This is a genomic window from Ornithinibacillus proteolyticus, from assembly GCF_039581225.1.
Taxonomy (GTDB): Bacteria; Bacillota; Bacilli; order Bacillales; family Amphibacillaceae; genus Ornithinibacillus; species Ornithinibacillus massiliensis.
This window is the reverse complement of sequence record NZ_JBCPXV010000001.1, coordinates 244,353-257,221: the sequence shown is the minus strand read 5'-3', so window position 1 is coordinate 257,221 and position 12,869 is coordinate 244,353. Positions and strand designations below refer to the sequence as shown.

Here is a 12,869-nt window from a genome sequence, read left to right as displayed (position 1 = left end):
GACTGTCTTTTTCGTACTAGAGGTCTATGATGGAATGATTACAGGTCCTCGTAGTTCTTGCTTCCATAAGGTATATCTGCTTTGAACAGGTAGGATACTATAATAAGCATTGGTTGCTCGTTCCTCAATGTGAAGCATCGGATGGGGATTCCGTGATAATTTTGGATAAATAGGCATATTCATTTGTTTTTTTTGTTGATTTAAATATGCTTGTCCTTTTTTCGTCATGCCGATTAGTCTAATATAGCTAATAGAGTTAGGAGCGGTTAGCTCATCGATTTCAGACTTTGTCGTATTTGTTAAAAGATGAACAAAGATTCGCTGTATTCTTGTCCATGTATAACGCTTCGTTTTAATTGCGGCTATCCAGTCATAAAATGAAGTAACATGTTTAGCGGTTTGTTTAATTCGATGTTCAAGGCCTTCTTCCATACCATGTATTAAGGCTAGTTCCTCCAATGACATGGTCAATACTCTATATTGAAGGAACGGGAAATAAGGCTCCCAATTATGTAAGGTTGTTGCCATACCTAAGTAATTTTCTAGCTCGTTGATGGTCGATGGAGGCATGGTGTGTTTTAATTCTGATAATGGTGTCTGTTGGTTAAACAATTGTTTCCTTATGCTGGTTGCACTTGCAATGGAGCTTGTTATCTCTGTATCATGATAACCACTGTTTTTTCGTTTGATTGTCAATGGTTGAATCGGTAGTTTATGCTCAAGGATGGTTTTTACATAGCTAAAACCTAAGATGTTGTTTGGTTTCGATAAGTCTATTCCGCCTTGGGTTAATCCAATTGATTCGTATGCTCTTTTACTAGCTTCAGGAAAAGACATACCAGCATGTAATCCATGTTTTAGTTCACGTTGATAGGTTACTTGGTTATCTTTATAATCATCATATCCTTTGATGAATGTGTCGATATTGCCTGACTCGCTCCCAAAGCATATACTATCTACCCCTAACGCTTGTAAGGTTAACACGGAACCTTTTGCAAATAGGTCGCTGCTCTGTACAGCGTATACATATGGTAGTTCCACAACGATATCTATTCCGGCCATAAGAGCAGCCTTTGCCCGGTGGAATTTATCGATAATGGCAGGATCACCTCTTTGCAGGAATGACCCACTCATAACAGCTACCATACAGTCTGCATTTGTTTTTGCCTTTGCCTGTTCTAGATGATAGTAATGTCCGTTATGAAATGGGTTATATTCAACAATTAACCCGCATGCTTTCATATTCAGCACCCCAAAACTTTACAATTAATATTTTCCTGTTATGGTTGATTATAGAAAATCATCTGCGGGAATGCTACAAATACGAATATTTTTTTATACTGTAAAGAAAATATATTGACAAAAGTGGATTTTCCTTTTAAAATTACTCTTGTTGCCTTGAGGTGAAATAGATGAAATTTACATTAGCACAATTGAAGAAAGATGCTTTCAATAAGCCTTTCCATTTTTCTGGTGAAGTAGATGTCTCGGAGTTAGAAACGATGAACAACGATATTCGAAAGATTGGCTTTGTTCAGGTAAACGGCGTGTGTAATAGACAGGGTGATCAATTTTTCTTTAAGTTCACGATAACTGGTGAAATGATTTTACCTTGTGCTCGTACATTAGTTGATGTTTCTTATCCATTCAAAATAGAAGCAGAAGAGATTTTTTCAACATCACCTTATTCTAATGAGGAAGATGATGCAGAAATTCATCCGATTCATGGAGAAGTGCTTGACTTAATGCCGTATATAAAGGAAAATATTTTATTGGAGGTTCCTTTTCGTGTATTCTCCGATGAAGTAGATTCAGCGGATGTACTTCAAAAAGGAAATGATTGGGCAGTACTTTCCGAAAAAACAAAAGAAGTGAAAATTGATCCACGTTTTAAAAAACTGGAGTCATTATTCAAAGATACCGAGAAAGAAAAATAAGAAGTTAATTGATTGTTTTTGCTTTCGTATTTGAAGGAGGTGTAAGTCATGGCGGTACCTAAAAGAAGAACTTCTAAAAAAGTAAAAAGACAACGTCGTACTCATTTCAAATTACACGTGCCTGGCATGGTAGAATGTTCAAATTGTGGAGAATTAACAAGACCACACCGTGTATGTAAAGCTTGTGGGCACTATAATGGAAAAGAAGTTGTTAACAGCTAATACAGGATATTAGAAAACAGATCACATCGTATGTGGTCTGTTTTTTTATCATCAAAGATAACAAGTTTTACAAGGAAGGGAAAAAGCGATATGGATGAACTTGTACAATACCAATACATGGCAGATAAGGGATATGGAATCATAACCATTAACCGTGCGAAGAAACGAAATGCTATTTCGATTGCAATGGCGAAACGTTTCATGAGCTGTATCGAAAAAGCGGAGAAAGATCCAATTAAGTTTTTAGTCGTAACGGGTGCAGGTGAACACATCTTCTGTGCTGGTGGTGACTTAAATGATTTACATGGAGAATTAACAACGGAAGAAGCAAAGAAGAGTCTATTAAATATGATGGAAGTATTATATCGTTTGACAGTATTTAAGGTGCCAACCATTGCGCTTTTAAATGGTGGAGCTCGAGGAGGCGGCTGTGAATTAGCATCTGCCTGTGACATACGGATTGGCAAAACTGGAACAATGTTTGGGTTTATCCAAACAAAGTTAGGAATCATCCCTGGTTGGGGTGGTGGTGTCTTGTTGGCTAAAAGAGTACATACTAGTTTTGCCAACCAGTGGATAATGGAAGGTACGGTTTACAACATAGAAGATTTAGTCCAAAAAGGATGGATTCATAGAGTGGTCAATCATGATGAATGGAAGGATTGGGACAGTCTATTAAAACCATATTTATCGAAATCCCCGGCACAAATGAGAATTTTAAAGGAGCAATATCTAGAGGAAATAGGTGTACTAGGGTTGAAGGAGAGAATGGAGAAGGAAGTTTCTCACTGTGCTTCTTTATGGGAGTCAAAAGAGCATAAAGACGCTGTATCTGCATTTTTGCACCGAAGCTAGCACCTAAGAATAATTTAGAAATTTATGATAAAGAGTATTCTATCACCCCTATTTTGTGCATACATTGATAGCAAAGAGATAAGGAGTGATGTTATGAATGCGACAAGGCAAGATGCCTGGACTGAAGATGAAGATGTTATATTAGCTGATACAGTGCTTCGCTATATTCGTGAAGGGAAAACGCAGCTTGAGGCATTTAAGGAAGTGGCGAAGCAGTTGTCTAGAACGTCTGCTGCGTGTGGATTCAGATGGAACGCAACCATCCGTAAACAATATCAGGAAGAAATACAACGTGCGAAAGAAGAAAGAAAGCTCGGTGGAAGAAAAGTCTTTTGGACGGAAGATGGCTTAAAGCTAGACCAAGAAAAAGATACGATAGAGTCAGCCATTATGCTACTTGAAAAAATGAAGTCTAACTTCGCTGAACATCAGGATATCGCTAAAAAAGAGCAGGAAAAACTTCTAAAGAAACTAGAAGAAGAAAATAAAAAACTAAAAACACAATTGCAGCGATATGAAAATGCTTGGGAGGAAATGGGTAATCTATGGAAATGGATTAAAGACAAATAATAATATCGCTTACGCCATTATATATAAACCTACATGAAAAAGAGGCTTATCTCCATTGATGAGCCTCTTCTATTTACAATGAAAGAGTTTACATTTTATTGAACAACTCGTTCCAATACCCTCTCAGGTAACCATAGTAATGGATTTTGCCCCAAATCTCGCTCCATTTCATAGTTAGCCTTTTGAAAACCCATCTTCTCCCAGAAACCATGGGAATTGATGCGTGGGTTAGTTTTTATAGGTAAGTTGTACCCTTTTGCGTATTCTACTAGTTTCTTTCCATAGCCCTTGCCACGGTAATGTGGTAAAACTTCTAATTTCCATAGCTCTAAATAATCTTGAGCTGGATTAAAGTACTTATCATATTTTTTATCGACTCGATATAAGCTCATTCTTGCTATTAATGTATCACCGAAATAAATTCCATAGAATGGTGATTGACTATTATTCTCCACGATGTTAGATTGTAAATCCTCTAACATGGATAGCTCTTGGTGTCCGTATTCTTTGAAGCGTGTAAATTCTTCTAATGTCTTATAATTGATCAATAGGTTTTCTACTTTTACTTCACCCATGTACTTCAGCCCCTTTGTTGTCAGAAAAATATATATTTTGTATCTATTATAATACATCTTTCTACATAATGAAAACGGTTAAAACGATGAAATAATTACCATTGTTCGTCACAAATAATTATTATTTTGTTACAATTAAGAAATGATTCAATCGATATGTTGTAAAAGGGGATTCATAAAGTCATGTTAGATATTGTATTCATGATAATAGCATTTATCATAACCATACCAATTATAGTAACGATATTATTGTATTTCCTATTTAAATACCTGTATCAAAATCCCATAAAAGCATTTCACCGGGCGATTAATTGGACTACCATTTTATACATAGCAGCAGTAAATGTAATCCTTACTGAATTATTTGGCGGTTTTTATATTGGATATTGTATTGGTGTTCTACTTTGTATGCTAACCATATTAATTATTATTCAGTGGAAGAAAGATACGGAGATTGATTACCGTAAGGCGTTTAAATTCTTATGGCGGCTATCCTTCTTACTATTTTTTGTGTTGTATTTAGTGCTGGTATTATATGGTGTCATTCGAAACATTCTAATATGAAATGAGGTATATATTCGCTAAAATATAAATTTGAAACAGGAAACATGAAATAATACTAGCTTTCTTGTACAATACGGTATAGACAAAAAACTCTAAAGGAGTTCGTAATGAATGCGAATTGAACCAGTACAGATTCAGAAACAAACTAAATTAATGCGTGATTATCGCAATCAACATAAATCTATTATGGAATTCTTTGATTATGGAATGAATGATTATGAAAGCAGACTTCAAGAATTAAGCCAACGTACATATAAGCGGGAAGAATTAGTTGAGGTACTATATCATTTAAATCAAAGCTTTGGGGCACCTGAGAAGACGTTTCGAAATATTGAGCGTCTGAAGGATGAACAAAGTGTTGTGGTTGTAGGTGGTCAACAGGCGGGGATATTAACTGGACCTTTATATTCCGTTAACAAGGTTATCTCCATTATTCAATTAGCTAGACAGCAAGAGAAAGAATTGGGTATTCCAGTTATCCCGGTGTTTTGGATAGCTGGTGAGGATCACGATTTTGAAGAAATTAATCATATTTATTTACAGGTAAAAAATAAGATGAAGAAATTTAAAGTTGGTCAACGATTACTGGATAAGCGATCTGTTTCGAGAATTGAAGTAGAGGAGCCGATTATATTAGATTGGTTAGAGTCCATTTTTGAACAGTTAGCCGAAACAGAGCATACGAAAGATATCTATTCCATGATAGAAGGTTGTCTACATCAATCTACTACATATGTTGATTTTTTTGCTAGGTTAATTTTCTTATTATTTGAAGAAGATGGTATCGTTCTGATGGATTCAGGAAATGAAAAAATTAGAAGGATCGAATCGGATTACTTTGTAGAAATGATTAGTAGGCAACAGGAAATTAGTAATGGTGTGTGTCATGCCTATTCGAAGCTAGCATCGAATGATTATTCTGTGGCGTTAGATGTATCACCAGAAAATGGAAATTTATTTTATCACAAAGATGAAGAGCGCATCCTTCTAACGAAAAATCAGGAAGGGAATTGGGTAGGTAAACAATTAGAGGTTATTTTTACAACAGATGAATTAATGGAAATAGCTAAAAAAACACCAGAGAAATTAAGTAACAATGTTGTAACCCGCCCACTAATGCAGGACTTGCTTTTACCAACTTTAGCATTTATTGGTGGACCTGGTGAGATTAGTTATTGGGCTGTGTTAAAGCCTGCTTTTCATGCAATGGAAATGAAGATGCCACCGGTTGTACCAAGGCTATCGTTTACCTATATGGATCGAAAAACAGAGAAAACATTAAACAAGTACCATATATCCGCTGAATTAGCACTGAATGGTGGAATAAGTGAAATCAGAAAAGCTTGGTTTAAAGAGAAGGTTAATCCTCCGATTGAAGAAACGGTAGAGGAATTGAAGAAGAAGATAACCGAAGCTCATGAACCACTCCGGGCGATTGCTCGTCAGGTACGTGCAGATATACGTGATCTAGCTGAAAAGAACTTAGAATATTTGATTCGTGATGTAGCATTTTTAGAGAAAAGAATGGTTCGGGCCCTCGAAGAACAATATCATATAGAATTAAACGAATTCACACTACTTGAAAATATGTTATATCCTGGTGGATTACAAGAAAGAGTCTGGAATCCACTCCCTTTCATCAATGCATATGGTTTACATTTCTTTCAGGAGATAAGTGCCGAGGATTGTTCTTTTGAAGAAGAACATTACGTTGTGTATATTTAATCCTCCACTTCCTCCCACCTCTTTAACATACTGTCTTTCCTATCATCTAGAAATGCCTGAGAATGCTTGTTGTATAAGCTTCTAGGTGGTTTCTAATAATAGGGGAGGCAGTATTTTTTTAGTTATAAATACCTAATTTAGTCATTTTGATCACTTTTTTAGAAAAACGAGTGGTGGAAAGTGGGGGGATGTGGTAATATAAGTGTATGAAAGTGGGGGCGACTACATGTTCATGGGTGAATTCCAACATAACTTTGATACAAAGGGTCGAATCATTGTCCCTTCCAAGTTCCGTGATGAGCTTGGCGAACGTTTTGTGGTTACTCGTGGATTAGATAAATGTCTGTTCGCCTATCCCATGTCTGAATGGAGTCTTATTGAGGAAAAATTAAAAAAACTCCCACTCACTAAAAAAGATGCTAGAGCCTTTACGCGATTTTTCTTCTCAGGTGCGGTCGAATGCGAAGTAGACAAGCAGGGAAGAATAAATATTCCACAACCTCTTCGGAATTACGCTGGTTTAGATAAAGAGTGTGTGGTAATTGGGGTATCAAATCGAATAGAATTTTGGGCTAGTGAAAATTGGGAAGACTATTTTAATGAGTCTGAAGAATCCTTTGCAGAAATTGCTGAAAATCTAATGGACTTTGATATCTAATGGTAAATTCGCTAACGAGGTGTACACATGTTTGATCATTACACAGTTTTAAAAGAAGAATCAATAAAAGGATTAAATATTAAGTCAGATGGTATTTATGTGGACTGTACATTAGGAGGTGGAGGACATTCTGAAAGAATCGCCTCACAGCTTAATGAAAATGGACTGCTTATTGCTTTTGATCAAGATAGTGATGCATTACAAGCAGCTAAAGAACGTCTGAAGCAATACCAGGACAGAATATTATTCATTCACAATAATTTCCGTAATTTAGAAGATGAATTACGAAACCATAACATAGATCATGTTGATGGTATACTATTTGATCTTGGGGTTTCATCTCCTCAGTTAGACCGTGGGGAGCGAGGCTTTGGTTACCAGCATGATGCAAAGCTCGATATGAGAATGAATCAAGACCAAGAATTATCAGCCTTTGAAATTGTTAACCACTGGTCATATAATGAATTAGTTTCCATCTTTTTTAAGTATGGTGAAGAGAAGTTTTCGAAGCAAATCGCTCGAAAAATTGAAGAATATCGTAAAACTAATACGATTGAAACGACCTTTCAGCTAGTGGATCTTATAAAAGATGCTATACCTGCTCCAGCACGAAGAAAGGGAGGACACCCTGCAAAACGCATCTTCCAAGCTATTCGAATCGCTGTCAATGATGAATTGCAAGCATTTCACGATGCCCTTCATCAAGCGGCACGAATGGTTGATGTAGAAGGAAGAATTGCAGTTATTACCTTTCATTCTTTAGAAGATCGTATTTGTAAACAAGCTTTTAAAAAATGGAGTACTCATAAACAAACACCGAAAAATTTACCGGTGATACCGAAAGAATATGAAGCGCCATTTAAACTTATCAATCGGAAACCAATTGTTGCAGATGATAATGAATTAGAAGAAAATCGTAGATCAAGATCAGCCAAGTTACGTATTGTAGAAAAAGTAGGTAAATGGTCAAGTGATTTTGAATATGGGGAAGGGTGGAATAAATAATGGCAGCAAATCATGCAAGAAGTTGGGAACAATCATATACTTCCTATCAGCCGCAAGTGGAGAAAAAAGTCGTTATTCGGAAGAAAAGCTGGATAACGAAAGGTGAAAAAATGCTATACTCATTTGTAGCAGCTTGTCTCTTAATTGCAGGGGGATTTGTTGTTTCCTACTCCTCGTCAATGGATACACTTAATCGCGATATTCAAAACTTAGAACAAACTATCGCTAATCAACAAGTAGTAAATGAAAATTTACTCTTCGAAATAAAAGATTTAAGTAGACCTGAGCGAATTACCCAGTTCGCAAAAGAACATGGATTCACTATTCAAGCTGCTGAAATTAAACAAGCCAATGCTTTCGACCAATAGAAGGTGATTCCTAATGAATAAAAACCGTACAACCCATGCTATGGCTGGAGTGTTAATGGTGATCTTCATCATGGCATTTTTAATTGTTACAGGACGTTTTTTATATATTCAAGCTTCAGGTGAAGTGGACGGTGTTTCACTTGATGAATGGGCAAAAAAAGTTAGAACAACCGCCTACACATTAGATGCCGAACGCGGCAAGATTTATGACAAAAATGGCATGATGTTGGCATATGATATGCCTACCTTTCGAATGTATGCCATTGTAGATGAAGCATATTCAGAAAATCTAGAGGAGCCACAGCATGTTGTTGATCCAGTTGAAACAGCAGATAAGTTGGCTCCTTTGTTAAATGCAGATAGAGACTATTTGTTGGAACGTTTAAACAATGGGTTAAGCAATGAAAAAGTCAAACAAATAGAGTTTGGAACGATTGGTAAGGGTATCTCCATTCAAACAAAAGAAGAAATAGATGCTTTGAAATTACCAGGGATTAATTTTGTTCGTGAAAACATTCGATACTATCCAAATGGTATGTTTGCTTCTCATATAATAGGGTTTGCCCGAGAAACGAACCCGGAAGATGATGAGGAAGCAGAGGCAGAAATTGAGGGAGTTGCCGGGATCGAGCGTGAAATGAATGAATTATTAAAAGGCAAGAACGGCTTTATATCCTATCAACGAGATATCTATAATAAAAAATTACTAAAACCAAATGAAATTATCCAATTGCCCGACAATGGGGATGATGTATATTTAACGATCGATCAAAAAATCCAAACTTTACTTGAGGATGTTTTATCTCAGGTGGATGAAAAATATTCCCCAGAACGGATGACAGCAATCGTAATGAATCCCAAAACTGGTGAAATTATTGCAATGAGTAATCGACCAAGTTATAACCCGAATAATCCAGCAAATGTGAAGAATTGGTATAATGATGCGATATCAACGCCATTCGAACCAGGTTCTACTATTAAAATGTTTACATGGGCTGCTGCAATAGAATCAGGGGTGTATAAGGGTAGTGACAGTTATAAATCTGGCCAATATCAAATCAGTAACAATATCACACCTGTAAAGGATTTTAATGGTGGTAAAGGTTGGGGAGTAATCTCGTATGATGAAGGTTTTGCTAGATCTTCAAACGTTGCTGCAAGTAAATTAGTTTGGGAAATTATGGGGCCAGAAACCTTCTTAGAATACTTAAAAGCCTTTGATTTTGATAAGCCTTCAGGAATTGACTTACCAGGAGAAGTTACTGGGCAGATTCTGTATAATTGGCCATTAGAAAAAATTACAACGTCATTTGGGCAAGGAAGTACAGCAACGCCAATTCAAATTATGAAAGCAGCAACAGCAATTGCTAATGATGGTAAAATGGTACAGCCGTATGTTATTGATAAAATAGTAGACCCAGATACTGGGACTATAATAGAAAATCATGAAACGACAGTAGTTGGCGAGCCAATATCAAAAGAAACAGCTCAACAAGTTAGAGAATTACTTGTTTCTGCTGTTCAATCTGAACATGCTACAGGGAGTCGTTTTCATTTAGATGACTATTCGGTAGGTGGTAAGACTGGTACTGCACAAATTCCTAACCCTGATCAACCAGGTTACCTAACAGGGAATGAAAACTATGTCTTTTCATTCCTAGGAATGGCTCCGGCTGATGATCCTGAATTGATGATGTATGTTTCTGTTAAGCAGCCAACATTAGAATTTGAATCTGGTATTGAACCTGGTTCTGCTCCTGTATCCTTTATTTTTAATAATGTAATGGAAAACGCTTTGCATTATTTAAATATTGATCCTGATAGAGGGGAATCCACTACTAATGTTATAGCTTCTGAGATTCCGAATGTAGTAGGAAAATCCGTATCTTCAGTGAAGGAAACTTTAACTAAAATCGGAGTGAATTATACTGTCATCGGATCAGGAAATAAGGTAGTGGGGATGAGTGTAGAAGAAGGAACAAAAGTATTACCAAATGAACGTCTATTGATATTAACAGATCACCCTACCATGCCTGATATTGTTGGTTGGTCCCTTAGAGATGTATTGAAGCTTAGTGAGATGATGGATTTAGAAACAGAACCTTTAGGGAATGGTTTTGTTATCACCCAAAGTATTGAAACAGGCAGTGATTTAAGTAAAGGTGCTTACCTTGGTGTGGAACTTAAAACACCTAAAGAACTAAAAGAAATGGAAGTAAAAGGTGACGAAAGTTCTGAAGCAGAGGAAGCTGAAGAGGAAGAATCTGCTGACAGTTTTGAATAAGTAAGTGGCTAATTTTACAAAAATTAGATAAAAAACAGTGTTCTAATCAAATTTTAACGACATATAGTTGATACAAGCCTATCTATGTGAAGGAGATGGACTATGAAACGTGTATCAACTGTTACAGTTAGAAAACGATTAGTCGCTGTTTTTCTTATTGGTATCATGATTTTGGGGATAATTGATTTTCGCTTAGGCTATGTACAGTTTGTTTTAGGTGAGGAACTAGTGGAAAAAGCGGACGAGTCTTGGAGTAGGAATGTCAAGTTTCAACCAGAAAGAGGGAGAATCCTAGATGTCAATGGCACTATCCTAGCAGAAAATGTAACAGCACCATCTATCGTTGTTGTCCCAAGACAAATTAATGACCCCGAGGATACAGCTAATAAGCTGGCACAAATTTTGGACATGTCTAAGGAAAAGGCATATGAATACGTAACAAGGTCTGCTAGCTCAGTAAATCTTCATCCGGAGGGTAGAAAGATATCTGAAGAGCAAGAACGGGCAATTCGCACATTAAATATGGATGGCGTATATTTAGCAAAGGATTCTTCTAGACATTATCCTTTTGGGGATGATTTATCACATGTTCTTGGTTTTGCAGGAATCGATAACCAAGGTCTTATGGGGCTAGAACTATATTATGATGAAATGTTAAAAGGAAAGCAGGGGAGTTTATCCTTTTACTCAGATGCTAAAGGAAGAAGGCTTGATCAGTTAGCTGATGTGTACAAAGCCCCACAGGATGGATATGATTTAGTTACTACCATCGATTCAAAAATACAGACGATAGTGGAACGCGAGCTTGATTTGGCGGTTGCGAAGTATAACCCTGATGGAGCATTAGCTATTGCGGTTGATCCAAAGACTGGTGGTGTACTAGCAATGACAGCTAGACCGAATTTTAATCCAGAGAATTATCAGGACGTAGATCCTTCTGTGTATAATCGTAACTTACCAATATGGAGTACATATGAGCCCGGCTCTACGTTTAAAATTATTACATTAGCTGCAGCACTAGAAGAGAAAGCTGTAGACCTTCATGAAGATCGTTTTTTTGATCCTGGCTACATTGAAGTTGGGGGTGCAAGGCTTCGTTGTTGGAAGGCAGGAGGGCATGGAGATCAGACGTTTTTAGAGGTCGTCCAAAATTCTTGTAACCCTGGTTTTGTTCATTTAGGTCAAGAGTTAGGTAAGGAAAAGTTATTCTCTTATATTAAGAAATTTGGTTTTGGAACAAAAACGGGAATCGATTTGCAAGGTGAGGGATCTGGGATTTTATTTAAGCCTGAAAATGTTGGACCGGTAGAACTTGCCACAACCGCATTTGGTCAAGGCGTATCGGTTACGCCTATCCAACAAGTAATGGCTGTATCTGCTGCAATAAATGGTGGTTATTTATATGAACCGTTTATTGCGAAACAATGGGTAGACCCTCAATCAAATGAAATAGTTTCTGAAACAGAACCAAAATTGAAAAATCGGGTGATTTCAAAAGAGACTTCTAAAGAAATACGACTTGCTTTAGAAAGTGTTGTAGCAAAGGGAACCGGTAGACCTGCATATGTCGATGGATATCGAGTAGGTGGAAAGACAGGTACCGCACAAAAAGTCGGCCCCAATGGTGGCTATTTAGAAAATAATCATATCGTTTCGTTCATTGGTTTTGCACCGGCAGATGATCCGGAAATTGTTGTCTATGTTGCGGTGGATAATCCTAAAGGTGTTCAACAATTTGGTGGTACTGTTGCTGCGCCTATTGTAGGGAATATAATTGGGGATAGTCTACGCGTAATGGGGGTTAAGCCACGAGAAGATGGACTAGAAAAAGAATATCTATGGCCTGAACAGCCTAATGTTGAGGTTCCGGAATTAATCGGGACTAAGAGAAATGAATTATTGCAAATTTTGTCAGACCTTTCCATTGAAGCAAGTGGTACCGGAGACTACATTATTGATCAAGAACCTGCTGCTGGTACAAAAGTAGAACCAGGCTCAACCGTTAGAATCTATCTATCTGATGAAAAAGTAACACATGAAGAGGAAGAAGAATAATAGTGAAGTAGACATTAATGTAAAATCAATGATTTGGAAAGAAAAAGATTC

At 36.9% G+C, this 12,869-nt stretch carries 13 protein-coding genes; 11 read left to right on the top strand and 2 right to left on the bottom strand.

The annotated features are described in order from the left end of the window. Positions 1-24 precede the first annotated feature (24 nt). Positions 25-1,242 (bottom strand): nucleotidyltransferase, encoded by a 1,218-nt coding sequence (locus tag AAIB49_RS01290; protein ID WP_343456970.1) that lies wholly within the window; start codon positions 1,240-1,242, stop codon positions 25-27. Between the two features lie 170 nt (positions 1,243-1,412). On the opposite strand from AAIB49_RS01290, the gene AAIB49_RS01285 reads away from it, so the two are divergent. The 4 genes from AAIB49_RS01285 (at position 1,413) to AAIB49_RS01270 (ending at position 3,584) form a co-directional block, all read left to right on the top strand. Next, positions 1,413-1,937 carry a YceD family protein gene (locus tag AAIB49_RS01285; RefSeq protein ID WP_339215442.1) on the top strand — a complete coding sequence of 175 codons (525 nt, stop codon included), beginning with the start codon at positions 1,413-1,415 and terminating at the stop codon, positions 1,935-1,937. Between the two features lie 48 nt (positions 1,938-1,985). Next, on the top strand, positions 1,986-2,159 hold the full coding sequence (gene rpmF / locus AAIB49_RS01280; RefSeq protein WP_339215440.1) for a 50S ribosomal protein L32: 174 nt from the start codon (positions 1,986-1,988) through the stop codon (positions 2,157-2,159). Between the two features lie 90 nt (positions 2,160-2,249). Continuing rightward, positions 2,250-3,014, top strand: coding sequence for an enoyl-CoA hydratase/isomerase family protein (locus AAIB49_RS01275; protein ID WP_343456969.1), 765 nt, complete (start codon positions 2,250-2,252; stop codon positions 3,012-3,014). 93 nt (positions 3,015-3,107) lie between these two features. Then, positions 3,108-3,584 (top strand): RsfA family transcriptional regulator, encoded by a 477-nt coding sequence (locus AAIB49_RS01270; RefSeq protein WP_339215438.1) that lies wholly within the window; start codon positions 3,108-3,110, stop codon positions 3,582-3,584. A 95-nt stretch (positions 3,585-3,679) separates the two neighbouring features. On the opposite strand, the gene AAIB49_RS01265 is transcribed toward AAIB49_RS01270, so the two are convergent. Continuing rightward, the gene (locus AAIB49_RS01265) at positions 3,680-4,159 is read right to left on the bottom strand and encodes an N-acetyltransferase (RefSeq protein ID WP_343456968.1); all 480 of its coding nucleotides are present in this window, start codon (positions 4,157-4,159) and stop codon (positions 3,680-3,682) included. Between the two features lie 183 nt (positions 4,160-4,342). Here AAIB49_RS01265 and AAIB49_RS01260 point away from each other — a divergent pair, with 183 nt between their 5' ends. The 7 genes from AAIB49_RS01260 (at position 4,343) to AAIB49_RS01230 (ending at position 12,818) form a co-directional block, all read left to right on the top strand. Then, the gene (locus AAIB49_RS01260) at positions 4,343-4,723 is read left to right on the top strand and encodes a DUF3397 family protein (protein WP_343456967.1); all 381 of its coding nucleotides are present in this window, start codon (positions 4,343-4,345) and stop codon (positions 4,721-4,723) included. A gap of 111 nt (positions 4,724-4,834) precedes the next feature. Beyond that, positions 4,835-6,448, top strand: coding sequence for a bacillithiol biosynthesis cysteine-adding enzyme BshC (bshC, locus tag AAIB49_RS01255; protein WP_343456966.1), 1,614 nt, complete (start codon positions 4,835-4,837; stop codon positions 6,446-6,448). 226 nt (positions 6,449-6,674) lie between these two features. Next, the gene (mraZ, locus tag AAIB49_RS01250) at positions 6,675-7,106 is read left to right on the top strand and encodes a division/cell wall cluster transcriptional repressor MraZ (protein ID WP_186868583.1); all 432 of its coding nucleotides are present in this window, start codon (positions 6,675-6,677) and stop codon (positions 7,104-7,106) included. Positions 7,107-7,133: 27 nt separating this feature from the next. Then, complete coding sequence (rsmH, locus tag AAIB49_RS01245) at positions 7,134-8,111, top strand: 16S rRNA (cytosine(1402)-N(4))-methyltransferase RsmH (RefSeq protein ID WP_343456965.1); 978 nt, start codon at positions 7,134-7,136, stop codon at positions 8,109-8,111. Next, on the top strand, positions 8,111-8,479 hold the full coding sequence (ftsL, locus tag AAIB49_RS01240; protein WP_343456964.1) for a cell division protein FtsL: 369 nt from the start codon (positions 8,111-8,113) through the stop codon (positions 8,477-8,479). Before rsmH ends, ftsL begins: the two co-directional genes overlap by 1 nt. Positions 8,480-8,492: 13 nt before the next feature. After that, entirely contained in the window at positions 8,493-10,763 is a 2,271-nt protein-coding gene (locus tag AAIB49_RS01235) for a penicillin-binding protein (protein ID WP_343456963.1), read from the top strand. Between the two features lie 102 nt (positions 10,764-10,865). Further along, a complete protein-coding gene (locus AAIB49_RS01230) occupies positions 10,866-12,818 on the top strand; it encodes a stage V sporulation protein D (RefSeq protein ID WP_343456962.1) in 1,953 nt (650 codons plus the stop codon). The last annotated feature ends 51 nt before the right edge of the window (positions 12,819-12,869 follow it).